At 64.0% G+C, this 27,000-nt stretch carries 15 protein-coding genes; 10 read left to right on the forward strand and 5 right to left on the reverse strand.

Going from position 1 to position 27,000, the window contains the following annotated elements:
* Positions 1-180: 180 nt before the first annotated feature.
* The 9 genes from C9I57_RS22880 (at position 181) to C9I57_RS22920 (ending at position 17,176) form a co-directional block, all read left to right on the forward strand.
* Positions 181-1,644 (forward strand): multicopper oxidase domain-containing protein, encoded by a 1,464-nt coding sequence (locus C9I57_RS22880; protein ID WP_440130241.1) that lies wholly within the window; start codon positions 181-183, stop codon positions 1,642-1,644.
* Positions 1,645-1,654: 10 nt separating this feature from the next.
* Positions 1,655-3,310, forward strand: a complete 1,656-nt coding sequence (locus tag C9I57_RS22885) for a multicopper oxidase domain-containing protein (protein ID WP_107152913.1) — start codon at positions 1,655-1,657, stop codon at positions 3,308-3,310.
* Positions 3,311-3,331: 21 nt separating this feature from the next.
* Positions 3,332-11,551 (forward strand): choice-of-anchor Q domain-containing protein, encoded by an 8,220-nt coding sequence (locus C9I57_RS22890; protein WP_107152914.1) that lies wholly within the window; start codon positions 3,332-3,334, stop codon positions 11,549-11,551.
* Between the two features lie 62 nt (positions 11,552-11,613).
* Complete coding sequence (locus C9I57_RS22895) at positions 11,614-12,111, forward strand: hypothetical protein (RefSeq protein ID WP_107153000.1); 498 nt, start codon at positions 11,614-11,616, stop codon at positions 12,109-12,111.
* A 63-nt stretch (positions 12,112-12,174) separates the two neighbouring features.
* Positions 12,175-13,065 (forward strand): outer membrane lipoprotein-sorting protein, encoded by an 891-nt coding sequence (locus C9I57_RS22900; protein ID WP_258187785.1) that lies wholly within the window; start codon positions 12,175-12,177, stop codon positions 13,063-13,065.
* Between the two features lie 16 nt (positions 13,066-13,081).
* On the forward strand, positions 13,082-13,927 hold the full coding sequence (locus C9I57_RS22905; protein ID WP_258187786.1) for a hypothetical protein: 846 nt from the start codon (positions 13,082-13,084) through the stop codon (positions 13,925-13,927).
* A 112-nt stretch (positions 13,928-14,039) separates the two neighbouring features.
* Positions 14,040-15,623, forward strand: a complete 1,584-nt coding sequence (locus C9I57_RS22910) for a cytochrome C (protein WP_181321929.1) — start codon at positions 14,040-14,042, stop codon at positions 15,621-15,623.
* A gap of 234 nt (positions 15,624-15,857) precedes the next feature.
* On the forward strand, positions 15,858-16,490 hold the full coding sequence (locus tag C9I57_RS22915; protein ID WP_107152917.1) for an SCO family protein: 633 nt from the start codon (positions 15,858-15,860) through the stop codon (positions 16,488-16,490).
* 35 nt (positions 16,491-16,525) lie between these two features.
* Positions 16,526-17,176 (forward strand): lytic transglycosylase domain-containing protein, encoded by a 651-nt coding sequence (locus tag C9I57_RS22920; RefSeq protein ID WP_107153002.1) that lies wholly within the window; start codon positions 16,526-16,528, stop codon positions 17,174-17,176.
* A gap of 200 nt (positions 17,177-17,376) precedes the next feature.
* Here the strand turns inward: C9I57_RS22920 and C9I57_RS22930 are convergent, their stop codons facing one another.
* From C9I57_RS22930 to bcsA, 5 genes are all read right to left on the reverse strand, one after another.
* Positions 17,377-18,057, reverse strand: a complete 681-nt coding sequence (locus C9I57_RS22930; RefSeq protein WP_181321922.1) for a c-type cytochrome — start codon at positions 18,055-18,057, stop codon at positions 17,377-17,379.
* 130 nt (positions 18,058-18,187) lie between these two features.
* Positions 18,188-19,573, reverse strand: coding sequence for a cytochrome C (locus tag C9I57_RS22935; protein ID WP_107152920.1), 1,386 nt, complete (start codon positions 19,571-19,573; stop codon positions 18,188-18,190).
* 339 nt (positions 19,574-19,912) lie between these two features.
* Complete coding sequence (locus tag C9I57_RS22940) at positions 19,913-22,096, reverse strand: hypothetical protein (protein WP_107152921.1); 2,184 nt, start codon at positions 22,094-22,096, stop codon at positions 19,913-19,915.
* Positions 22,093-23,649 carry a cellulose biosynthesis cyclic di-GMP-binding regulatory protein BcsB gene (locus C9I57_RS22945; RefSeq protein ID WP_181321923.1) on the reverse strand — a complete coding sequence of 519 codons (1,557 nt, stop codon included), beginning with the start codon at positions 23,647-23,649 and terminating at the stop codon, positions 22,093-22,095. The genes C9I57_RS22940 and C9I57_RS22945 overlap by 4 nt, the downstream gene beginning before the upstream one ends.
* Positions 23,642-25,753, reverse strand: coding sequence for a UDP-forming cellulose synthase catalytic subunit (gene bcsA, locus C9I57_RS22950; protein WP_107152923.1), 2,112 nt, complete (start codon positions 25,751-25,753; stop codon positions 23,642-23,644). The genes C9I57_RS22945 and bcsA overlap by 8 nt, the downstream gene beginning before the upstream one ends.
* 266 nt (positions 25,754-26,019) lie before the next feature.
* Here bcsA and C9I57_RS33055 point away from each other — a divergent pair, with 266 nt between their 5' ends.
* Positions 26,020-27,000 carry a protoglobin domain-containing protein gene (locus tag C9I57_RS33055; RefSeq protein ID WP_107152924.1) on the forward strand — a complete coding sequence of 327 codons (981 nt, stop codon included), beginning with the start codon at positions 26,020-26,022 and terminating at the stop codon, positions 26,998-27,000.

Here is a 27,000-nt window from a genome sequence, read left to right on the forward strand (position 1 = left end):
GGGATGAGCGTGATGACAGCACGGTCGCCGAGCGGGACGGAACGATGATCCCGCAGCGGATCGCGCGGAGATGACCAGATTCCAGGAGGTCATATGTTCGCTACTTGCGTGGCGCGCGGCGGGATCGCGATGCTGATGTTGCTGCTGTTCGCGTTGCCCGTTCGCGCGCAATCGTTTCGCGTGCAATGTCCATTTGCCACGATCACCCATCCCGATCCGACCGACGCGTCGCATGGCGGGATCAAGTGCCAGCAGATTTCGGGCGGTGACGGCTACTCGACGATGGGCGACGGCGTGCAGACGTACATGTTTTCGTTCGGCCCGCTTTCGGGGTTGGCGGACATTCGTAACGGTTTGCCCGGCACTGAGCCGCCCTCGATCTTCAACATGCCGGGCGATCCGTACAAAGACGCGACGTTCAACGGCGCGGTCGGCCTGACGGCGGATGGCGCCGCTGTCGATCCAACGTCGCCGCCCAACGAGCAGCTGATCTCCGGCCATGTCGATCCTCGGCCGATCATGGACATCGGCGTGATGAACGGCAACATCCCCGCGCCGACGATGGCCATCGACGAGGACGACGAGTTCTTCCTCACGCTCACGAACGTCGGCATGATCATGCGGCCCGACTTGTTCGAGCGGCACACCGTCCACTTCCACGGCTATCCGAACGCCTCTTCGTTCTATGACGGTGTGCCCGATGCGTCGGTTGCGATCAACATCGGGGCGAGCTTCACCTACTACTACCTTGCACCCGATGCCGGTACCTACTTCTGGCACTGCCACATCACGCCTCCCGAGCACTTGCAAATGGGCATGGTCGGCCAGATCTTCGTGCGGCCGAGACAGAATCGCGTGCCGGCAGGGGCTTCGCTTTACCAGGGCTTGGTCGCTCAGCAGCTCGATCCACGTACCGCCTGCGGCGCGGACATCCACAATCCGCAGCGCGGCGCCGGCACGGACATTCTCTGCTCGACGCCATTGCCGGCGGCGAACAGCGTGCTGCATGCGCTCAACAAGAGCGGCGCGCCGACCCTTTACGCCTACAACGACGGTGATGGCTCAACGGCCTATGACGTGGAGTACCCGATCCAGATTCACGGCTTCGACCCGAACTTCCACTTCATCGGGATGACGTTCAATCCTGAGCCGTTCACCGACATGAAGGATAAGTACTTCCTTTTGAACGGACGCGGCTATCCGGACACCGTCAATCCGAACCCACTGACGACGCAAGTCGCCGACGGCACATCGCATTACTCGCAGCCGCTGCCGACGCTCATCAATATCCCGGCTGGCGGCAGGGCGCTGCTGCGCATTTCGGATCTCGACGTCACCGAGTACCAGACGCTCGCGTCGCTCGGCATCCCGATGCACGTGATCGGGATCAACGCGAGGTTGTTGCGCGACATGGCCGGCAACGACATGACGTACTTCACGAACTCGATCACTTTAGGGGGCGGGGAGTCGCTCGATCTCATTCTCGACGCGAGCGACACGACGAAGTATCCGGCGGGATCGACGTTCTACCTCTACACGCCGAATCTCGATCACCTCGCGAACGACGCCGAGAACTTCGGCGGCCTGATGACCGAGGTCCATATCTGCAACGCCGTCGACCCCACGACGAAGAAGTGCTCTTAGGAGGACTGCCGTGAGCCACATTACATGGAAGACATGGAACGCGAGGCTCGCACGATTCGTCGCGATCTTCGTCGTCATGCTGTTTTCGATGGCCGTGCGCGCCGCCGTTCCCGGCGTCGCCGGCCCGACGTTCGATCTGACAGCGGAACCGAATCGCGTGAATCAGCCCGACGGGCAAAGCATTTACTCGTGGGGCTACGGTTGCAATCCGCGCACGACGGTGAGCTTCTTGCCGAGCGCGAATCCGCTCGATGGTGCCAACTGCCAGAGCATGCAGGTTCCGGGGCCGACGCTGATCGTGAAACAAGGCGACGTCGTGACGATCACGCTGACGAACGATCTGCCCGCAGCCGCCGGAAATACGTCGATGCTGTTCCCGGGCTTTCAGGTGTGCGCCGCGAAGCTGAATCCGGACGGTACGTGTCCGGCTGCGCTGACCGGGGTGCCAGGGCTGCTCACGCGCGAGGCAGTGCATGGCGGAACCGTGACATACAGCTTCGTCGCCACGACGGCGGGCACGCACGCGTATTACAGCGGCACGCAGGGCGATCTGCAAGTCGAGATGGGATTGTATGGTGCGCTCGTCGTGCTGCCGGCAAGCGGTGGAACGGCTATCGTGCCCGCCGGATGCCGGGCCGTGAGCGCCACGCTGGCTGACGGGCAGCCTGACTACCGTGACGCGGCGGCGGCCTACAACCATAGCGAAACCTGCTACGACCGTGAGTACCTCTTCCAGTTCTCGGAGATCGACCCGCGCATTCATCTGCAGGCCGAACAGCAAGCCAACGTCGCCTGCACGCAGCCGACAGGCTGCATGAACATCCAGACCGAGCCCTATCACCCTGCGTACTTCATGATCAACGGCCGCTCGATGCCGGACGACATGGATGCGAACTACGCGCCGGCGTATCCGCACCAGCCCTATAACGGAAACCCGCACATGCATCCGGGCGAACTCGTCTTGTTGCGGATCATCGGCACCGGGCGATGGCAGCACCCGTTCCACGAGCATGGCAATCACGTACGCATCCTCGCGCGCGACGGCAATCTGCTGCTCGCCGCGACCGATCCGACGAAGCTTGCCGGGCCACTGCTCTTCACGACGACGACGACGCCGGGCATCGCGATGGACGGCATCTTCTACTGGACCGGCAAGGGCCTGAACTGGGACGTCTACGGCAATACGACGTCGGGCCCCGGCAGCGTCTACAACGTCCGTCCCACGGATACGCTGCATACGAGCTACAACGGCAAGAGCGTCGTCTGTACTCCCGATGCGAACGGCTATTACACAGCCGATCCTCTCGCGCCGAATTACTTCGAGTGGTGCGCCGATCACGACAAGCCGCTGGAAGCGCATCCGTTCGGCACCGTCGCGAGCGGAGGTCCCGTGACGTTGCCCGATCCGAACATCTTCGCTAACGGCGCCTGGTATTCCGGCAGCGCCTACCTCGGGCCCGACGCGCTGATTCGCGCGGTGGGTGCGACGGGCACGACGCCGCCGAGCGGGCTGATCGTGAATCCGCCGACGACGGAAGCGGGCTTCGCCTACATGTGGCATTCGCACAATGAGCGCGAGATCACGACCAACAACATCTTCCCAGGCGGAATGATGATGATGATGCTCGTCGATCCGCAAGCTTTCACGATCAATGAGTCGAACTAGAGAGAGACAAGGGGAACCGCAATGAGAACCGATGTGCTTAAAGCACCGATCATGGGTCTCGCCAGGACGGCGGCAGTAGCGGCTTCTATACTCGCGTTCACGAGTGGGATGGCGCTTGCGCAAAGCGTCAATTTGACGGTGAAGGCCTCGACGGCCAATCTTCCCGACGGTCAGAGCGTGCCGATGTGGGGCTACGTTTGCGGCACCGTGACGGCACCCGCTACTTGCGCGGCGTCGAACGCCAATGCCGGGACTGGATGGTCGCCCGTCGTCATTACCGTCCCGCCCGGCCCGTTGACGATCAATCTCACCAACAGCCTGCCCGGGCAGGTGCCGACGTCACTCTCGATCATCGGTCAACTCGGCGGCGGACTCGGAGCGACCGCCACGTCGACGCCGAGCCCCGCGCATCCGCCGCAGGTCGCGACCTGGCCGATCGCAGGCAGCGCGACGAGCGCCACGGCCGCGAAATTCACACCGCCGGCGCAAGGGCCGCGCGTGCAGTCGTTTTCGACCGAAGTGTCGAACGGTTCGACGACCGCGCTGACATGGAACAACCTGCGGCCCGGCACTTATCTGATCGAATCGGGCACGCATCCGTCAATCCAAGGGCCGATGGGACTCTATGGCGTGCTCGTCGTTCGCACGCCCGCCAATGGAACGACGCAGGCGCAGGCTTATCCCGGCGTCAACTATGACGCTGATGTCCCCTTGCTCTTGAGCGAAATCGACCCGGTGCAAAACGCGGCGGTCGCGAAGGCCGTGGTCACGAGCGGCTTCAGCGAGACGAAGGTATGGTCCGGTCAGCCGGGGCAGTGCGGCGATCCGACATCGACCACGTACGGCACCTGCTATCCGCCCGTCGTCAACTACGACCCGCGCTACTACCTGATCAACGGCGTGTCATTCGACCGGACCAATGCGGTCCGCTCGCAGTTTTCGGCAGCGGCCCCCGCGGGAACCGGGCAAGTGATGCTGCGCTTCGTCAATGCCGGGTTGCGCATGCATGTACCGTCCGTCGTTGGTGCGCAGACCGTGGCGGGTTTGCCGGCGGGCAGCGCGCCGACCCCGGGTTTTGCGTTGATCGCCGAAGACGGCAACGTGCTTCCCGGCCTTCCGAAGATTCAGAACGAAGTGTTCCTGCCTGCCGGCAAGACCTACGACGTGATGATGAACGCACCGGTCACGGGCGCGGCGGCATTGCCTGTCTTCGACCGTGAGCTGAGCCTGTCGACGAACAATCAGCGCGACGGCGGAATGCAGGCCTATGTCAGCGTCAACGGTGGCGCTGTACCGACCGCGACGACGGGCGGCGATACGGCCGTCGCGAAGGCCGGTCACTACTATTTCGACGTGAATACGACGCTGACGGTCTCGGATCCGACGAAAGGCGTCATCGGGAGCAACACCGGCATCTACGGCGTCACGTTGCTGACGCAAGCGAAGGGCGGCACGGTGACGCTGAATTCCGATGGGACGTTCACCTACGTGCCGAATGCGGGCACGACGTCGGACAGCTTCGTCTACGAGGCGAACGGCAACGCCGCGATCACGGCCACCGTCACGCTGACAGCCTGCACGACTGCCAACGGCTGCCTCGGCCGCCCGCCGCGCGCAAGCGAGCAAAGTTATACGAGCAGCATCGCTTCGACGTTCCATCTCTCATCGCCGGGCGTGCTTGCCTATTCGACCGATCCTTTGGGCTTGCCGATGAGGGCCGTCATGTCCGGTACGGCGCAGGGCGGTACCGTGACGTTGAATGCGGACGGTTCGTTCACCGCGATACCCACCACCGTGCCGACGGGGACCTCGACGTCGACGGTGCGGTTCCAATACAAGGCCGTCAATTCGCAGAATACGGCGAGCGAGGCCGAGACCGTTACAGTGACGTTCCATGCGGGCAGCGGCTTGCAGGTGGCCGTGCAAGATGCGAACACGGGCACGCCGATCACCGACTACCGCTGGATCATCGAAGAGGATCGCACGTTCTATATCGACCCGGCCTGCCAGGTCAATAGCCGGAACCGGCCGGCAACCTGCCCGCCGTTGCCGGTGCCGAGCCTCGGCACGAACTTCCACACGAGTTATATGCCGGTCGTGGCGTCGGGATGTGTCGGCCAGTATGCGTGCGAGTATGGACAGACAGTCTTCGATCCGACGAGCAACGCGCACGTGCCCGCGGTCTGTGACATAGGCGACGGTGTATGCCGCACGACGGCGGCGCAGCAGACGCCGGCGAACCCGAGTCAGGTCGTGCTGGACCCGAGGAAGCGCTACTACATCTCGATCTTGCCCGGCGACGCCGGCAATCCGTTCGCGTCAGGCGCCGGTGCGCCGGTACCCGTCGACCCGAACAATCCGAGCGGACCGACGCGGCAATTCAGCATCGCCCTCGATTGCCCCTCTGGGCCAAGCGGTGCCGATTTCGCTCCGGGCACCGGCAAGTGCGGCCATGGGATGGGCGGCGCGCCGATCGCGGCGGGGCAGAAGGGCGTCAGCGTCGTACTGCAGCAGACGCCGTTCCAGACGGCCAAAGTCTCAGTGTTCGTATTCGAGGACGATTCGCCGCTCAACGGTGAAGTCGACGTTCACGGCGGCAGTGACAACTTTGGCACCGCTCGCGAGCCCGGCCTGGGCGGCTTCGAAATCAAATTGTGGGACGACGCGGGCGGCACGGGCGACGCGACCGGGCAGATGACCTACGACATGTTCAACATGCCGTTGTCGAACTCGCTGCAGGGCACGATCGATCCGACGACGGGGCTCAACGCATGTCCGATCTCGGCCGCGAGCGACGGCATCGTCGGCATGATCCCGACCTGCCCGAACTACGAGTCCGACGGCAAGACTCCGTCGCCGCTCGCAGGCCAGGCGGTGATCGCGAACCTGATGCCTGGGCGCTACGGCATCGTCGCGACACCGGCCGCGGATCGCATCGCGCGCGGCGAGCAGTGGCTGCAGACGAACACGCTCGACGGTCAGAAGGCGCACGACTCATTCATCAAGATCGGCGGTCCCGCCTACTTCCAGGAGTTTGGCCCCGCAGGCTTCCACGTTTCGATCGGCTTTGCGAATCCGAAGATCATCAACGATCGACTGCCCGGCGTATGCGCGGGCACGACTTGCACGAGCGGCGTGACGGGACGCGTCACGAATCTTCACTACAGCCGGCCGCCCAACGAGAACCTCTACGGCAGCCAATCGCGCAAGCCACTCAGCTTTACGCAGTGCTATGTGAGTCTCGGCTCAACTGACGGCGACGACATCGCTTTCACGAAGTGCAACGAGGACGGCACGTTCAGCTTCAGCGGGCTGCCTGCGGGGACGTGGCGAGTCACGGTCTTCGATCAATGGAACGATCAGATTGTGGATGGGCTCGCGAGCGCATTCACGCTGCAGCCGGGACAGACGCTCAACGTCGGCGACATCGCGGTGCTGCAGTGGCAAACGAACCTTTACACGAGGACATTCCTCGACCTGGCCGGAGACGGCGTCTCGCACGATTCCGATCCGGGCCTGGCGATGGTGCCGATGAACATTCGGTTCCGCGATGGCAGCTACTCGAACCTGGGCGTCACCGACATGAACGGCTACATGTCGTTCAACGAGGTATTCCCGCTCTTCAACTGGTATGTCGCCGAGACTGATACGACACGCTACAAGCAGACCGGCGTGCATGTCGTCTACGACGCCGGTGGGCCACCCGACGGCACGCCCGGCGGCGGCACATCGACGATCGCCGCGAATCTTGCGAATACTAAGGAATCGTCGACGGCTCATTTGCCGACCAACCTGCGGGTGCCCGGCGCCGTCTACTGCGACAACGCCGATTGCAACGGCTTCTCGATCGCCAACGGTCCCGGCAGCAGCACGTCGAACCCCTCGACGGGACGCATCGATCCGCCCTGGGTGACGACGGAGGGCTGGCAGGGATTCTCGGGTCAGGCCGGCTTCATCGAGTTCGGCAAGAAGCCGTTCGCGGCCGGAGAGAACGGCGGCATTCGCGGCGAGGTGGTCTACGCGTCGACGCGCGCGTTCGACGACCCGACGCTGACGGTCCACGCAAAGTGGATACCGAATATCCCGCACGTGACGGTCAATCTGTATCAGGAGGGCACAGCCGAGGATGGCACCGCGAGCCTGAAGCTCGTGGATACGACGCAGAGCTCGAGCTGGGACGATTGGGCGCAGGGCTTTCGGTTGAACGGCGTGCCGAACATGAACTGCCCGGGTCAGGAGACGAACGATCCGTTCTTCTTCACGTTGAAGAACTCGCCGACGACGCTCAATCCGAATCATCCGTTACCGTACAACGCGCAGTTCAAGTGCTATGACGGCATGCACGTGTTCAACCAGCTGCAGCCGGCGCCGTACGACGGGATGTACCAGTTCCCGAGCGTGACGGCACGCAATCCTTCGACCGGCCTGCCGATCGGCACGAACTGCAAGATTTGCGTCAGGAATCCGACCGGCGACGGGACCTGGATGCTGCCGGCCGGAAAGTACGTGGTGGAGGTGATCGTACCGCCCGGCTACGAGCTGATGAAAGAGGAGGACAAGAACATCCTCATCGGCGACAACTTCATCGCCCCGGTGACGCAGGAGTTCGCTGCCTTGTCGAACATTTTCATCCTGCCCGACCAAGCCGCGGTGAACAGCGCCTACAACAAGAACAACGCACAGAACCCGACGACCAATCTCGGATCGGTGACGTACCCACGCGAAGAAGGCGATACGGGCACGACCGAAACGTATTGGCCTTGCGTCGGCGAGCTGCGCATCGTTCCCGACTACCTGAGCCTCTTCCCCGAGGCGCAGGAAGTCTCCCCGTTCGCGGGCGCGTCGCGCCACCTCTGCGATCGCAAGGAGATCACGCTGACCGATCAGATAACGGCCGAGGCGAAGTTCTATCTGTTCAGCTCGACGCACGTCTCCTCGCATTACACGGGTTTCATGCTCGACGACTTCTCGTCCGAGTTCGATCCGTACTCGCCGCAGTTCGGCGAGAAATTTGCGGTGCCGAACGTTCCGGTCTCGATCAAGGATTTCGCGGGCAACGAGATCGAGCGCGTCTATTCCGATCAATGGGGCATCTTCAACGGACTCACTTATTCGACGTGGGAGGTCAACCCGCCGAATCCGACGGGCTATGCGCCGACGATGATGGTGGCCTGCATGAACGATCCCGATATGCCTGATCCGGCCCATCCGGGCAAGACAATTCGCGATCCGCTTTACAACCCCGGATACAGCCAGTTCTGCTACGAGATCCCGTTCATGCCCGGGCAAACGCAATACATGGACACGCCCGTCGTCCCCGTGCAGGCCTTCGCGGATGGCTACAATCCGCCCGATTGCGCCTATCCCGACGCCACGCCGGCCGTATCGACGGTGACGGGAGACAGCCTGCCCGGCGGAGGGAGCGGACCGTGGGTGAGCGCTGCCGGCAATACGGTGACGATCAATGCGCTCGGCGATCAGCAGGTGCCCAACAACGGCTACACCGGGCCGCAGGCGACGGCGGCGCCGTTCAACGAGAAGTTCATCAAACGGCACTATGGCTTCGGCACTCGCGGAACCGGCAGCAAAGTGACGATCGGCGGACAGGCAGCGACGATCGTGTCGTGGAGCGATACGCAGATCAAGGTGCAGGTGCCCGCGCTCACGGCGGCCCAATCGAGCTGCACCGTGCCGCAGCTCGGGTTGCCCGCGGGCACGCCGCAGGCACTTTGCGGGGAGCTCGTCATCACGGCGGCGAACGGCAAGCAGTCTATCGACGCGGTGACGGTCACCATCGGCGGCAAAACGCCGACCTACGTGAACGGGGAGAACGCGACGAACAACGCGATCCAAGCCGCGCTCGACAACGCGAGCCCCGGCGACATGGTCATCGTCGGTCCCGGCAACTATCAGGAGATGCTGCTGATGTGGAAGCCTGTGCGGCTGCAGGGTGTCGGTGCGCCTTCCGTCGTCGTGAATGCGAACACGCACCCGTCGGGCAAGATGGATCCGTGGCGCAGGCAGACGGCGTGCCTCTTCGGTGTCGCACTCAACGGCGCGATGATCTCTTCGACGAATCCGTACGACCCGAGCGGCGCCTATAGCTGCCCGGCGGCGATGCAGCGCCAGGTCGATCCGATTCCGTTCGAGCCGATCGTCGGCTGGGATTCGACGTTGAATGGTGACCTCGCCGAGTTGCTGATGGAGCCGACGTTGATGGGCGCCTACGAAGGGGCCGGCATCACGGTGCTCGCGAAGGGGGTGCGCGACGTGCCTGTCAACGGCGCGCTGCAACCCGATCCGAACTGCACGGCGAACGGCATCTGCACGCCGCTCACGAATAGCGCGGCCGACTGCAGCACCTACCCGAGCAACTTCCTTTGCAATCCTTCGAGCATCGACGGCATGACGTTTTCGAACAGCTCGCAGGGCGGCGGCGGGATCTTCCTGCACGGATGGAACCACAACATGCAAGTCGCCAACAACCGCGTGCAGGCCAACGCGGGGACGCTCACCGGCGGCATCACGATCGGCCAAGTCGAGGTGCCCGACGCGACGATTGCCGCGGACGGCGTGACGGAGGTTCCATTCGGCTACAACCAGAACGTCAATGTCCATCACAACTCGGTCACGTCGAACGCTGCGTATGGCGACGAGATCAATTCGACCACGCCGGCATCGGCGGGCGGCGTGACGTTCTGCACGGGCGCCGACTACTACCACTTCAACTACAACTGGGTCTGCGGCAACATCAGCAGCGGCGACGGTGGAGGTCTCGCGCACTTCGGCTTCAGCTACAACGGCGACATTTCGCACAACTGGGTGCTCTTCAACCAGAGCAACAACCCGACCTTGCCGACATACGGGGGCGGGATCGTCGCGATGGGCGTGCCGCCGGACGGGACCTTCTGCGAGAACTCGACCGTCGACGTCGACTGCGCGCCGCAGCTCACCGATGGCGCCGGGCCGGGGCTCGTCATCGACAGCAACCTGCTGATCGGCAATACGGCTGAAAGCGGCAAGGGCGGCGGGCTGAGGCTGCAGTTGATCAACGGCACCGACGTGCAGCGCAGCCCAAGCGATCCGAGCAAGTGGTACTCGGTCAAGGTGACGAACAACATCATCGGCGACAACGTCGCGGGTTGGGCTGGCGGTGGCGTGTCGCTGCAAGATGCCGTGAACGTTTCGTTCATCAACAACACGGTCGTCTCGAACGATGCCACGGCCTCCTCGGGTGTGCTGTTCAACACCGATGGCGCGACCCAGGCCAACGTCGGGCCGCCGAACTGCACCACCGTCGGTGGCGAAACGACGTGCCAGCCGATCACGACGTCGACGAACCAGCCCGCGGGACTGGAGACGGCGCCCCACACGGCGAATCTCGTCACGGCCTTCGCCGGTGCGAGCGGAGCGTGCCCGGCGGGCGTGTCGAATTGCACGCAGGTCTCGAGCCCAGTGATCGCGAACAACATCTTCTGGCAAAACCGTACGTTCCATATCACCGTGGGAGGACTCAACGCCGGTATCCAAGGCTTGCAGAACATCGTGACGCTGAACCCGACGCTGAACCAGGCCGGGCATCCGACGGGCTACTGCCCGGCGGGCGCGGTGTACTGGGACATCGGCGTGGCCGGCGACACGGCGGCAAGCAATCACGGCTCGGGCTTCACGCTGAGTCCGACGTACTCGATCCTGACAGACGCGAACGACTACACGGGCCAGAACAACCTCGGCGGCAATCCCGCGGTCGTCAGTCAATACTGCAACGGTTCGCGCATGCCGCCGGAGGCGGGCGGGAACGGCATCCAGGTGCCGCCGGGCATCGCCGATGCCGTGCTGCCGAACCCGCTATTCAGCCTGCAGCCGTCGGCCACGCCCGATGAAGGCAACAACTGGATCAATCTGCAGTACGGGCCTATCTCGCTTTTCAACGAGGCGCTCGTGGCAGGCCGGCCGGGGTACAACGTGCCGCTCGGCAACTATGCGATCCAGTCGAATTCGCCTGCGATCGGCAGCGCTACGGTGCAAGGTGCTCCGGCCTATGACTTCTTCGGCAATCCGCGCACGCCGCGGAAAAACGGGCAGATCGACATCGGAGCGGTCGAGTACGTCAGCACGCCGACGCTGGGTGGTCTGCTCGCCGGCACGCCGTTCCTGCCGCTTCCGGTCGGCGGTAGCCAGAACGGCACGATCGGGCTCGCCCGTTCGCACGGCGTGAGCTTCACGGGGACGGCGCCATGAGATCGGCCTGGCAAACGGAAGCAGGCTCCGGCGGCGGTAGGGGCGAGCGCCGCCGGAGGTCGATGCGTGAGGGTGCCGATTTCGCGGCTGTCGCCGTGATTTGGGGATTCGCCGCGTTCTGTGTGGCAAGCGGGGGCGCGAAGGCGGCAGCGCCGTCGAGCGCTTCGATATCGGCGAAGAAGGAGTCTCCCTATTTCCCGGCAAAAGCGACCGCCCGTGCACTGGAGTTCTACGCAGCGTCCGGCGGTATCGCCGAGCCGCACGTGCAGCTGACGGCATCGGGCAATCTGATTCGCTTCAGCTATCGGGTGGTGGACACATCGGCGGCGAAACTGCTCGTCGATCGACACGCTACGCCGTATTTGTTCGCGCCGCGCTCTCACGCGCTGCTGCATGTGCCGGAAATGGAGCAAATCGGCCCGTTGCGGCAGACGGGCGAGGCCGAGGTCGGCAAGGCCTACTGGATGGTGTTTTCGAATAAAGGCAATCTCGTGAAGGCCGGAGATCGCGTAAGTGTGATCGTCGGCACATATCACATCGACGGCTTGATGGTCCAATGAGCGTTCGAGCGCGAGCAGTCGGTTCGGACGAGAAGCAGGTCAAGCATGGAGGGGGATGCGATCATGACGCGATTACTATGGCTTGAGATCGGGCTCGCGGGCTGTCTCGCGGCCGCGACGCTTTCGGCTACGACAGCGACGGCGGCTGCGGCGACATCGACGACGGCGGTCGGGAAGGTGGCGAAGGCCGCGAAGGCGGTGAAGCCTGCGGCCGCGGATAAATCCGGACAGGCGATCTCGTTGCCTTCGCTCGGCGCGGAGCAGATCGTCGAGCGAAGCATCGCCGCAAGCGGCGGATTGCAGGCCTGGCGCGCGGCCAACACGATGGTGATGTCCGGGCAAATCGAGGTCGGCGGCAAGCGTAACGTGGCATTGCCGTTCACGATGACGATGAAGCGGCCGAAGAAGAGCCGCTTCGAGGTGCGCTTCGACGGCCAGACTGCGTTTCAAGTCTATGACGGTGCCGAAGGATGGAAGGTGCGGCCCTTCCTTGGCCGCGATGAAGTCGATCCTTACACGCCGGCCGAGGCCAAGCAGGCGGCGGAAGCCTCGGAGCTCGACGGCTTGCTCGTCGACCACGCGCAAAAAGGCACCAAGATCGCGCTCGCGGGCGCCGAGAAAGTCGAAGGCCATGGTGCGTACAAGCTCAAGCTCACGTTGAAGGACGGTACGCAGCGAATGATGTGGGTCGATGCGACGAGCTTCCTGCAGCTGAAGGTCGAGGGCGATCCACGCAAGCTCGACGGCAGAATGCATCCCGTCTTCGTCTTCCTGCGCGATTACCGGAGCGAAGGAGGCCTCAAGGTGCCGCATGTGATCGAGACAGCGGTGCAGGGCGTCAAGCAAACGCACAAGATGACGATCGAGCATGTCGCGGTGAATACGGCCGTCGACGACGCCCTCTTCGCCAAGCCCACGCTGGCGATGGCGAAGGCCGCCGCGCAAACGCACTAGTGCGGGGAGCGCGATCATGAAACGAATCGCACTCTTGGGGGTGGCGCTCGCCTTGTCGGTGACGATGGCGGCGTGTGCGGGTTCCGACGAAGGTGGCTCGGCGAGCCTCGGCGTAGAGCAGATCGTCGCAAAGAATGCGGCGGCGCGCGGCGGCGCGGATGCGTGGCGCAAGATCGATACGATGGTCTGGATCGGGCGCGTGGACACGAGCAACGGCGGCATGCCGGCTCGGTTCGTGCTCGCCATGAAGCGGCCCAACAAGACACGCTTCGAAATCGTGTCGATGAACCGGATGGCGCTGCGCGTGTTCGACGGCACTCACGGATGGAAGCTGCGGCCGATGCGGCGCGGCGAAGAGGGCAGCATGCAGCCCTACGATGCGCAGGAACTCCGGTTCGCGCACGACGAGCAGGTCATCGACGGGCCGCTCATCGACCACGCGGACAAGGGCATTCAAGTGAAGCTCGGCGGCGTAGACGAGATCGAAGGGCACAAGGCTTATCGGCTCGAGCTGCGCCTACCTTCCGGCGCGACGCCGCGCGTCTGGGTCGACGCGAGCTCGTTTCTCGAGGTCAAGTCCGAGCACGAGAGCCACACACCGCTCGGATCCGGCTCGCCCGTTGATGTCTACTACCGGGAGTACCGCACCGTCGAGGGCGTGAAGCTTCCTGTCGTGATCGAAAGCGGCCCCGCTTCCGCGCCGCCGGCGGACCGACTGACGATTGAAAAGGTCGAAGTCAATCCGATGATTGACGACAAGATGTTCGCGCGTCCGCTCGTTGCTTCACCGCGCAACCATTCGATCGAATTGCCCCCTGTCGGTGCTGTTCCTGCGCTGCCGGGCAGCGCGCCGGGCCGCTAGTCAAATGGAGACCGAGCGGCTCGCACGCGCGGCGCATGCCTCGATTGGCTTCATCGCGTCGATGGCCATCGCGCTGCTGCCGCTCATGGGAATCGCGGCCAGTGCGTCAGGCATGGCGGACAAGGACGGCGCGTTCTCCATCATGCGGGCACGGCCGATAGAAGATCCAGGAGAAGCCATATTCCGCGAAGGCCGACTCCCTTCAGGCGCGCCGCTCAAAGCGGTACGCGAAGGCGGCATGCACGTCGAAGGCGCTGCGGCGGCATGCATGAATTGCCATCGACGCAGCGGATTCGGTTCGAAGTCGGGGCTTACATCGATTCCGCCGATCACGGGCCGATACCTGTTGCATCCGCGGGCGCAAACGGTCCAAGACCTCGACATTCCTTTCGTCGAGACGATGCGATTCGACCGCGATCCGTACACCGATGCGACCATCGCGCGGGCGGTTCGCGACGGAATCGATTCGCAAGGACACGCATTGAGTTATCTGATGCCGCGCTTCGATCTGAACGACGCCGATATGGCGTCGCTCATTGGCTATCTAAAGCGGCTCGACCATCATCGCGTGCCCGGCGTCGAGGACACGGTCCTCCATTTCGCGACGATCGTGACGCCCGACGCCGACCCGGTGAAGCGTGACGGGATGCTCGACGTCATGAAGCATTACTTCGAGGACAAGAACGCGTTTCCGTTGGGTGCCACGCCGCCGCTGCGCACGTCGCGCAAGATGATGTTCATGGTCAACCGGCGCTGGGCGCTACATATCTGGACGCTGACAGGACCCGCTTCGACTTGGAAGGCTCAACTTGAGCAGCACATGGTGGCCGAGCCCGTGTTCGCGATCGTATCAGGCATCGGCGGAAAGAACTGGGCGCCAGTGCAGGCGTTCTGCGAGGAAGCCGAGGTGCCGTGCCTGTTTCCGAACGTCGAGGCACCTGTCGATAGCGGGGCGAATTTCTATCCGATCTTCTTTTCACGCGGCGTTCGGCTCGAGGCCGACCTCATGGCGAAGCGGATCGCCGGCGCGCAGCGTGGCCATCGGTTCGAACGCGTCGTCCAGCTTTATCGCGCCGGAGACAACGGCGAAGCGGGTGCACAAGCGCTCGCGACGGCGTTGCGGCGCGAAGGCATCGACGTGACGAGCCGCGCGCTCGGGCCCGCCGAGCCCGTTGCAGCGGCGCTGCGAGCAATCGCAAGCGACGACGCGCTCGTGCTCTGGCTGCGTCCCGCCGATATCGCGCGGCTCGGCGACCGCGCGAGTGCGCGTACCGTCTTCATGTCGGGCCTCATGGCCGGGCTCGAGAATGCGCCTTTGCCCGCCGGCTGGAGATCGGTGACGGAAATGGCTTATCCGTTCGATCTGCCGGAAAAGCGCCGCTGGCGACTCGATTTCGCGCTCGGCTGGTTCTCGATACGGCATATTCCCGTCGTCGATCTGCAGGTGCAAGCGGACACGTACCTGGCGTGCGGGATCCTCGCCGAGACGTTGAGCCACATGACCGATGCATTCGTGCGCGACTACCTCGTCGAGCGGATCGAGGACATGCTCGAGCATCGCCTCGTGACGGGTTACTACCCGAGGCTGACCCTTGCGCCGGGGCAGCGGTTCGCATCGAAGGGCGGATATTTCGTGCGATTTGCGGACCCGCGCGGAACGCGCATCGTCGCCGACGGCAACTGGCTCGTGCCTTAGCGCATGCCGCGGGGCGTCACGATCGGTCAGCCGCGGCCGCAGCCGAGTACCGTTCCAACCCGCCATCGTTTGCGATGGTCGATCCCATGCATCGATGGGGAAGGTACCCCATGCCGCGCCGACGCGCACCCGCCGACAATGAAAGGGTGGGTCGGTGTCGACGAACTTCAGGACTCCCGACGAACGATCGGAGTCCTGACCGGCCGCTTGGCGAGCTATTCAGGAGTCCGAACCATGAACACGTTCCAAAAGGTGGCGGCCCATGCGGCCGTCGTGGCCGCCGCCGCCGCGGCTTGCGCGGCCATTCCCTTGGCCTGGGCGCACGAAGACGCCGACGGCCAGATGACGCACATGCATCATGAAATGACGCGCGACGTGAAAACGTCGAGCGTCGCTTACAACGTGCCGCCGATCACGCTCGTGCGTGCCGACGGCCGACCGATCGACTTGAAGAGCGAGCTCGACGACGGTCGTGCAGTCGTCATGACGTTCATTTACACCACTTGCACCTCGATCTGCCCCGTCATCTCGCAAACGTTCGAGCAATTGCAGGACAAGCTCGGACCTCAGCTTTCCCACGTTCATCTCGTCTCGATCACGATCGATCCCGAGAACGACACGCCGGCGCGCCTGCGCGAATATGCGGCGAAGTTCGGCGCGGGGCCCGAGTGGCAGTACTACACGGGCACCGTCGATGCCACGATCGCGGCGCAGAAGGCCTTCAACGTCTATCGAGACGACAAGATGGACCACAATCCGGTCGTCTTCGTGCGCGCGGCGCCGGGCCAGCCGTGGTTGCGCGTCGACGGCTTCGCAACGGCTGACGAGCTGCTGCACTCGTATCGGCAACTCGTCGCGTCGAATTGACATCGAGGCCGATCGGCGGCAATGCGAGGCGCGAGATGTTCTTGCCGACCGCAAGCGCCGGAGCCGTCGCGTCGCTGGTCGTTTCGCTCGCCTGGCCGGGCTCCTCGTGCGCGCAGGTGTTTGGCGCCGTCCGGCCAAGCGGGCTCGTGGTGCTGACGAACATCCCCAAGGAAACGAGCGAAACGGGCTTGAAGGTCATCGTCGCCGGTCCGCCCGGCGTGCAGGATGGCAATGCCGCCGTGGCATCGGGGCCAGCACCGGGAGAGGGCGGCGGGAACGATGACGTCGATACGTCGCGATTCGCCGAAATCATCGCGGAAGCCGGACGCAGGTGGAACGTGCGTCCCGAGTTGCTGCGGGCCGTCATCGCCGTCGAATCGAAGTTCAATCCGCTCGCGGTTTCCAAGCGCGGCGCGCGCGGCCTGATGCAGCTGATGCCGGAGACGGCGAAGCGCTTCGCGGCAGGCAATCTCTTCGATCCGCGCGTCAATGTCCTGGCGGGCGCGCAGTACCTTCGCGCATTGCTCGATCTGTTCGACGACAATGTCGAGCTCGCCGTCGCCGCCTACAACGCTGGCGAACAGTCCGTCATCAAAGCCGGCTATCGAATCCCGACGAACCCCGAGACGAAAGCATACGTGCCCGCGGTCATGGCGCGCTATCGGCGCTTGATCGCGGGCCTTTGATGGACCCGATGCCGCTTCAGCGGGAGGACGCTATCGGCGCGAGCGAGATCGCCGCGATAGCGGCTGCTGGCCGCAAGCGCCCGCAACGACGGCACGGCAATGCCGGCCGTCAGTATAAAAAGAGCGCCCGCCGGGGGACGAGGCGCCGAGAAACCGGTGAATTCGAGGTAGACGTACATGGCAGAGTGAGGTTGAGCCGCTCATTGCGCCGCGGCTGATTTTGCTTCCTGCGTCGGCGCGACGCCATCCGCTGGAAACGCCTCGACGAAGGCGGCCACGGCCCGCATGTCATCGTCGGACATGTTTGCGCATACCGCTTTCATGAGCTCGCCGCGCGGCCTGTCTGTCGTGCGTTGAAAGACTCGCAATTGCTTTATCACGTAGTCGGCATGCTGCCCGCCGAGCCGGGGAAATTTGTCCAGGCCTTCGCCGTGCTGGCCATGACACGCGACGCATGCCGCGACGCCCTTCGCGGGCAGTCCCGACAGATAAATCTCCCGGCCCGCATTCATGAGCGCCGGGTCGACGGACTCGCCGACGACAGCCGGTTGACTCGAGAAATAGGTGGCGATGTCACCGATCTGCGCATCGGTCAAATGCGTGAAGCCCCACATGAATCGCTTCGCGTTCGGGTCCGAGCGAGCATGCGTCTTGAAGTCCGTCAGTTGCGCGACGAGGTATTCGCGCGGCTGGCCGGCCAGCTTCGGAAAAGCGGGCGAGACCGAAATGCCCTTCAGGCCATGGCAGTTCGAGCAGACCTGCAACGCGATCGTCTTGCCGGGGACGGACGCGTCGCCGACATCGCGCGAGCGCTCGAGATCATGACAGCCCGAGCCGCCGATCAGCATCGCCAACGATATGACTTGCGCCCACGCTTTCATCTCATCGACTCCCCGACGCATTGCGCGTCGCGCTTGCATTCGACGCTTCCGTTCTCGCCAGCATTCGTTCGTGGCGCGAGAGCGTCGGCACATCCGATCACGGCACTCGACGGGCATCGTCGTCGCCTGATCACCAAATAGCGGCCCATAGATAGAAAAACAGCGTGTCGTTGTCTGACGCGTTGCGCCCGGTGCCGTCGTAATTCGCCTTCGATCCAAGGTATTTCGTGAAATGCGTGTACTGCACACCGATCCGCACGTATTGATAAGGAATCCAGAATATCTCCGGCATCCAGCCTTGAGTGTTCGGGTGGAAGTTCGCGCTGCTTCCATAGGCCACGCTGTCGGCGCTGCCGGTCACGTTGAAGAAGGACAGGCTCACGCCATACTTCGCCTGGTAGATGTAGGAGGCCTTGAGGCGCAACGAGCCGAGATTGGCCGACTGACTATCGCCGAACACGAAGTTCTGCGCGTCGCCGACGTTCTCCTTGATGTACCGCGCCTGCGCGGTGATCGTATGCGGCTCGAGCAGGTACTGATACTGCGCGTCTACCCCGACGTCGCGATAGCGCGTGACGCCTTGCGCGAAGATCGGGATCGAGTCGGCGTCGTTCGGGTAGACGTTGGCGATGAGGCCAAACGTGCCGAACATGATGTTGTGCGGGCCCCATTCATGGGTCAAGGCGAGACGCCAGTACGGGTTGTAGCCGCGCAGGTAAGTCTGCGGGTGGTTCGGATCGCCCGGCTTGTTGCCTTTGCTGAGGAACGACCAGATGCCGTCCGCTGTGCTGTATGCGGTCAGCTCCGCGTAGAGCAGCTTGTTCCAGTAAAGATAGGCGCCGGTGCCCACCACTTGCTGCGCGAGCGCGCCCTCGATCAGCGGAAGGAACTGCGGAGAGGCGACGTTGCTGACCGGCGACGAAAGATACGGGTAGCTCCACGCGGGCGCTGTGTTCCAGACATCCTGCACGGTCGGATTGTTGTGCACGGTCAGGCCGAGGATGACGTCGTTCGCTGCGCCGATGAACCGGTCAGCGAACCGGAAGTCGGTATTGTCCGAACCCCAATGTCCGATCCACTTGCCGTCGCCATTCTGGTGATCGTAGTTGGTGTACGTGTATTGGGCGAACGCACCGATCTTGTCGGTGATCTTGCCGCCGAGAAAGATGCTGGCGGCGTCCCAGACGAAATTTCCGTCCTTGGGCGAGATCGGATTCCCATTGACGTCTTTGTTGTTGCGCGTTTTGGTAAAGTCCGCCGTTCCCATGAACGCAAGTGGAATCGTGCGCTCGCCAGCCGTGTAGCCCGTCAGCTTGAACATGCGGCCGTACGGCGTGAGCTCGGGGAACTGGCCGCCCGCGTGGCAGGCGAGGCAGTTTTGTCCGGTCTGGCGCGCGAAGATCGGCAGCGCGTGGGCGGGAATGGCCTGCCAGAGGCACAGCATCGCGAGACTGGCGAGCGTCACGTAGCGCATCAGACGATGAAACACGTGCGAGCCCGCGAAGACCGTGGCCATGACCCACCCCCTTTCAACGTCGGGATCCGCTCGTTGCGATCATCCCTGCAACGCCATCACGCCGCGTTCTTCTGTTGCATCCGAAGACGATGAGCGCGAACGAAGCGATGCTCGCCGGAAGTTAGAACGGGCGAGACATCGCCGTTATTCCGATCGATGCTCGATTGCTCTCGTCTTGCTCGTATTGTGCTGATGCGGTGGAAGCGAGGGCATGGGGCAGGGTCCTACTGGTCGAGTAGGAAAGATGCTCGAAAGTCCCGGTATGTGGACCGGTGGTGGCGACCCTGAGAACCGCGTGCCGCCTTCGAGCACGGGTCGGACCAATCAGGGTCCCACCAATTAAAAGCCGCGTGGCGTGACGAGATCGGCAGCTCGAAGATGCGATCGGGTGTCGAATGGGATCTTCAGCCAGGCGAACACGCTCATGTCTTGATAGCCCGGCGACGCCCGATAGCCTACGCCACCCCCGACGATGAGATTCGGCGCGACGAGCATGGCGATCGTCGTCGTATCTTCGCCGAACGCGCCCGAAGCGCGGCCCGAGAAGAGCTCGCGCGTGGCGTAGCCGATACGGCCGCCCGTTTTGAAAAGGAATCGATGGTCTTCGGCGGTTTGGGCGTTGAAAACGAGCCCGGCTTCGCGATTCGATTTGGGACTCCAATAGCCCGCATAGGGCCCGTCGAATCGATTCGCGTCGTATCGGTATGAGCTGAGCCGGATTTCCGGTCCGGCGTTGAGCCAGCTCCATCCTTTTACGGAGAAGTCTCGCGTGAGCGCGAGACTTGCCGCGTAGAACGGGTTGAATGCGGTATTCGTCGCCGTGACCGTACCGCCTCCCAGCGTTTCGCCGACGTACCATGCCGTCCGACCGATCGGTTCCCTCGCGGCCACTTCGAGCGAAGACGAGACGGCCGGGCCGGATCCCGACAGGCTGCCTTCGTATGCGCGCAGCGAATCGTAGATGCTCTCGCGCATGGCGGTGATGCGCACGAACGATTGCTCGTTCTCAGCGACTCGCTGGTATTGAATCTTGCCGAGTATCTGAGTCGGGCCGCGGCCCGGCATCTCGATCGCCGCGCCGGCGACGAGCTCGCCTTCGTTCCAGTCGGTCCGCGCCGCGGCGGCGAAGAGCTTGCCCCAAGCACGGCGTTCGCCATCATCGAGTCGCATGACCGTGGCGTCGAGTCGCAATGAGAGCGAAGGGGTCGGCAAAAGCATCGCGGACAACTGCGGGATCGTCCAGACGGTCAGCTTGTCCTGCCCCGGTGTCCCGGATTTTCGGTCCAGCGAGAAAAGCGACTGCATCGCCGCTTCGTGCCCCTCGATGGAATGTCCCGCGAGCGAGCGCGCTCGAGCATCGAGACCGAGGCGCTCGTCGTGCTCGGCAAGCAGCTGGCGGGCGGCGTCCGGCGTGCGCGAACCGTTTTCGGCGACGAGCGCATCGAGCGCCGCATAGTCGTGGGCGGCGGCGGACGAGAATGCCAAGCCTTGCGTGTACTCGTCGTTCTTGGGCGCTTCGCGGTGAAGCGTGCGGAAAATGTCCTCGGCCTGAGTCGGGCGTTTGCTCGCCAACATGGCCCAGCCGATCATCGAGCGCGTCGCGGCATCGCGTGCCCCGCCCGTTTCGTCGATGAGTTTCAGCGCGGCATCGACCTCGGCCGGATCGCCCGACGCTTTTGCACGCTCGAGTGCGATTTCCGCGTGCAGGCGCCGGCCCTGCGGTGTCGTCAAGCCGCGCGATTCGGCTTCCGCTTCTTCGAGTCGGCCTTGATGCATCAACGCCAGAGCGAGGCCGAACTGCGCCGGTGCGGGGTCCTTCGAGCCTTTCAGCGCCTCGCGGAAAAGGCGCTCGGCGGTTGCGTCGTCGTGTGCTTTTTCCTCGAGCCAACCGGATGTCTCGAGCGCGGCGGCGTCGAGCGTGACGGAGGGATCGGCTCGCAGCGCGCGCGAGTAGCCGAGGGCGTCTTCGTAGCGGCCTGCCGTATTTGCTGCATACATGCGCTGCAGTTCGATGTCGGTGCGGATCTTGTGCAATGCCGGCCTCTCGAACGCGGGGTCGGCGAGCAGGCGGTCGACGTAGGCCGCCGGCAGCGCGTTGGCCGCTTTCCATGCAGTGCCCTCGAGCTCGGGCCCGAGGGGGCAGGTATGCAGGAGCTGGAGGTAGCTCGCGTAAGCCTGCTCGGGATGGCCCGTCGCGGCCAATCGCTCCGCTCGATTCCACTTCGCGGGCAGGCTCGTGCAGCCGGGCGATTCGGCCGTCGGTGCCACGTAGGCGCGCGTCCGACCCGTCGTCGTTGCCTTGCGCTTGTGATCGACATTACCGTGCGTCCCGACGCCGGCGGCGGGCTCCGCGAGCCTGACGGAATTCTGCGCTGCTGGCGCGTCGCCCCACGCGCCTTGGGCCGATACCGATTGGCGCGACGCCTGCGGCGCCCGAGGCGACGCAGGTGACGATTGCTCCCTCGCGGCGTTTTGCGCGGAAAGGAAAGCGCCGAAAGCGGCGAGTGCGAGCAAGTGCTTCATGGTTCTCGCCCGGACCGGGAATCGGGGAAGGGGGGCTTGCCTGCTGCCGCGAGCCGCTCGGCGACCTGGGCTTTCAACGCCGCATTGAGAAAGACGAAGCTGGCGAAAAGCAGTGCCGTCAGAATCGACCAGAAGACCACCGGATCGGCGAGGAAAAGCCGGACCTCCGCAATGGGCGAGCGCCGCGCGAGCGCGAGCGGGACGGCCGAGTCGGCACGCGTATCGAAGAGCGTGGCGCGTTGCATGAAGAGCGACCAAGCGGCCGGCCGGCGCAGCATGTCGACCGCGCGGCTCACGGCGGCATCCGAGATCCCGAGCAGCGCGATGCGCGGTGCCGGGCCGTTGCGGCCGGGAACCGACACAACCTGACCGGGTTGCAGTGGCGGATAGGCGGGCAACTCGCGACGTAGCCGCGGCGAGAGCGCGGAGTCTTGACCGAAGAAATAGTTTGCCTGGCTCGCGTCGGCGGAGAAATCGATCGCGACGTCGGCGATGGCGCCCGTTGCGCGCGCATGCAGCGCGGCGAAATTGAGCGCTGCTCGCATCAGCGCGGGATCGGCCTCGGCCAGCGTGATCGCCATGCGCGTTGCCGGCGTTTGAACGGCCGTCGCGCTATCGATTGTCATCGCGGAACGAGCGGCAAGCGTTGCGCTCGTATCCGCGAACGCCTGCGCCGCTCGAAGACAGTCGGCGTCCGTGTTCCCGGAAAGAACGACGATGACTGCCTTGCCGGCGCGAGCCGGATAGATCCCGATGAACGGGCCGCTGACAGTGCGCGCGACCGATTCGGGCAGCAGGTCGGACAGTGCGCTGCGCGTGCCGACGAGCAGCATGTCCGCCCCGTCCTCGTCTTCTTGCTCGAGGCCCCACGAAGCCGAGTCGCGAGGCCAGTCGAGGAGCTTCCTGTCGCTGCGATACTGTACGTCGACATCGACCTCTCGCATACGCGCTGCGATGCCTTCGACGGCGAGTGCGGCCGCCCCCAGTCGCTCAGGCGATATCGCGCCCCGCCCCAGATCGACCGTGACGGTGCGAGGCAGCCACGAGCGTGCGTCGAATGCGAGCGGCAGCTGCGCCAGCGTCGGCGCGGCATTGGGGCGAAGGCCGGCGAAATCGAGCGTAATCGAGGATCGGACGTCGTTCATCAGAGCCGCGTGCGTGCTCGCATCGCCGCCGGTTACCTGCGCCGTGCGCGGCACGAGGGCCACCTGGATGCTATTGATCCCGGGGACGAAGGCTTGCGGCGGGAGGGCGAGCGTCGTGTCGGTCGCGCCGGCATCGGGCGCGCCATCGGCATCGGCGGAACGAACGCCGTTGATCCAAACGACGTACTTCGAATCCGCGGGCGGCGGATGGGCCGGCACCAAGTGGACGCGCACGCCGCTCAGCGCCTCGCGGGGCGCGAGTTCGACGATGAGCGCATGGGCGGCGGCAGCGGCGCCGCCGGTGGCGCGAAGCGCCGAGAATGGCCGCGTCGCCGTCTGTCCGCGGGCGAACGCCGCGACCGCGCACAGCAAGCACGCGGCGGCGGCGCGGGCCCATCGTTTAGCCATGGAAGACCTTTCGGCCAACATGCCGAGCATGCGCATGGGCGCCCTTCACGGAGAGGGCAAGCATGCCGATGAAGGACCTGAGAAAGTTCGCCGGCGCCTCGCGCTCCTTCCACTGGCGCAACCATCGTTCGCTGTCGCCGTAGGCCAGCACGACGGCGGCGCGCTCCTCCTCGGCCGATTGCGGCGTATAGAGGCCGACGTACTCTCCTCGCGCGCTATCGACGGTGCTGATGACGCGCACGTTGAGCAGTCGGTCGCCGAACTTGAGCGCGAAGCGCTCAAGCGATAACGGCTCGTGCAGGCGTATGCGCAGTCCGAGTTCGTTGGCATCAACGAGCACCGCTTCTCGTTCGCCGAACGGACCGACGAGCGTCACGGGGTCTCCCATGACGATGCGCGGTCGTACGCGACGCTGCGCTTTTTCGAAGAGGGCGCCGAGCGCGCCGAAGCTCAGAAAGAGGTTGAAGCCGATCCATGCGACGGCTGCCACGAGGAGAGCGCGCGATTCCGGTTCGAGCGCGAGGCGAACGCCGCCCCATATCAGGCCGAGCAGCGAGCCGGCGAAGATGGCATAGAACGGCAATCGGAGCTCGCTGATGAAGTCGACGTCGCTTTTTTCTCCTTTCGGCGTGACGTGAAATATCGGCGAGTTGGGTCGCAAGAGCGCCGAGACCAGGGCGGGAAGGACGTAAAACGCTTGTATCGTCTCGTACAGTTCGGACGAGAAGATGCGCCTGAAGCGGCCGTTCAATCGCTCGGCGGTCAAGACGGCCGCGACGAGATAGGGCAGCGTATAGCCGACGAGATTGTTCGCTCCGCCCGGATACGTCTGCAGCTTGAAGACGATGCTCACGATGGGTACGGCGAAAGTGACGAGGCGCGCGAACGGGAAGAACCAGAAAAGACCGACGGAGGAGTAGGCGACCCGCTGGGTCAGCGAGAGGCCGCGGATGAACCACGGATTTTGCTTCATCAGGATCTGCATCATCCCGACGCCCCAGCGGATGCGCTGAACGAGGAAGCCGGAGATCGTCTCCGGCTGCAGACCCGCCACCATCGGTCGACTCAAGTAGGCGGAATGCCATCCGCGCTGATGCAGCTTGACGGAGGTCGAGGCGTCTTCCGTGATCGACTCTGTCGAGAATCCGCCGATTTCCTCCATGGCGGCACGCCGTACCACAGCGCCGGAGCCGCAGCAAAACGACGCATTCCACGTATCCAGGCCCTTTTGCACCACCCGATAAAAGAGGTCGTTCTCGGCTGGCGTTTGACTGAAGAGGCCGAGATTTTTTTCGACCGGATCCGGGTTCGTGAAGAAGTGAGGTGTTTGCACGAGGGCGATTTTCGGATCGGCGAGAAAAAAGCCGACGGTAGCCCGAAGGAAGTCGCGGGTCGGCACGTGATCGGCATCGAGGATCGCGATCAGATCGCCCGACGTGGTGCGCATCGCCGCATTGAGATTGCCGCTTTTCGCGTGCGCGTTCGATTCGCGGGTCAAGTAGACGGCGCCGTGACGTGCCGAGAGTGCTTTCAGCCGCTCGGCGCGCTCGGCGAGTTCCCGTCTTTGCTCTGCGCGTTGCGCTGTCATGGAGCGCGGAAAGCCGTCGTCGAGCACGAAGACGCGAAATCGTTCCTTGGGATAGTCGATTTCCACGGCGCCGCAGACGGTCGGCGCGACGACGGATAGCGGTTCGGAATAGGTGGGGATGTAGATGTCGACAAAGGGCAGCGCCAGCGGATCGTCAGGCAGCGGGAGCGGCCGCCGCTCGAGCGGCCGAGCGCTCACGAAATAGCTGAGCAAAGAAACCCCCATGCAATAGAGCTCCGCCGCGAGCAGCGCCGCCGCGACGAGTTCGGTCGGCAAGCCGCCGCCGATCGGAAAGGATGCGAAGCGCCAGGCGATGTAGCGCGTGATGAGAAAACCGGTGAACGCGAGCACCAAGGGCCGCGTGAGCGGCGTCTGCACCGGAATCAGGATCGCGAAGAGAGCAAGGAACCCACATGCGTTCGCGATCGGGTGTGGCAAACCGACTGAGAGGACGGCGAGCGCGGCAAGTCCCGCCAGCGAAAGCACGGCCGTCAGCTTGTAGACGTTCGGTAGCATTTGCGACTTCCGGGCCTATTGATCTTAACCGGTAGGCAATTCATACGAGCATAGTAAGAAAATCGCGGCAATGCTATGTCTGTCGGCGGCGGTGGCCGTCCGCGTTGCGACCAGGGGCGCGGCGCGACGCGACCGGTCCGGCTTGCGAGTTAGCGATTCATGGTTATACTAAAAAATCGGACGAAACCGACCCTGATTCAACCCCGAAGACCGAATGCCGGAAGCAGTCAGGCGTCATTCGACAGACATAACGAGAGAGGGCGTGCATGGCGACACCGAACGAGCAACGCGAGGCGCTGACGTTGATGCATCAAATGGGGCTCAGCGATGGCGCCATCGAGCGACGCAAGAAGATCGTCGGTCTCGACTCGACCGACGTCACGCGGATTGCCGCGATCAGGGACCCGGTGCTCCACCGGCTCGACGAATATGCGGGCATCTTCTTCGATCATCTCTCGGGTCTCGACGAAGCCCGCCCGCTGCTTCAGAACCAGGCGCTTGCCGATAAAGCGAAGCGCCTCAAGAAAGACCACTTGCGTGCGATGGTATCGGGCGATTATGGCTCGGGGTATGTCGAGCAGCGCATCGAACTCGGCCTGCTCTATGCGGTGGCCGGTCTCGACACCCGGCTTTTTCTCGGCGCCTTCCACCATCTGTTGCGCAACATCGGCGTAGACATCGTGAAGCATGCCGGGCATGCGGCCTACGATGCATTCGAGAGCTACATGTCGCTGAAGAAGGTGGCCTTTTTCGATATCGGCCTCATCGTCGACGTCCTCGTCTTCGAGCGTGAGCGCGTCATTCGCCAGCAGCAGGAGGCAATACGCGAGCTCTCTACGCCGGTGTTGCAGTTGCGCGAGCGCCTGCTGCTTTTGCCGATCATCGGCGTCATCGATACCTATCGCGCGCGGCTCATCACCGAAAGCCTGCTGCAGGAAATCCGGTCCGCCCGCGCCCGCGTCGTCGTCATGGATATCACGGGCGTCGCGACGATCGATTCGCGCGTCGCCAATCACATCATGCAAACGGTCGCCGCGGCGCGCCTCATGGGGGCGCAGGTCATCGTGACCGGTATCAGCGCCCCCGTGGCTCAGTCGCTCGTCGCGCTCGGCATCGAGCTCGGCACGCTCGACACCGTCGGCGATCTCCAAGGCGGCATCGAGCGCGCCGAACACACGCTCGGCTATCGTTTGATGCAGGCGGGCGCGCCGGAGCTCGTCGACGGCCGTTTGAACGGGGCGAGCTAA

The sequence above is a fragment of the Trinickia symbiotica genome, assembly GCF_003028655.1.
Classification (GTDB): domain Bacteria; phylum Pseudomonadota; class Gammaproteobacteria; order Burkholderiales; family Burkholderiaceae; genus Trinickia; species Trinickia symbiotica_A.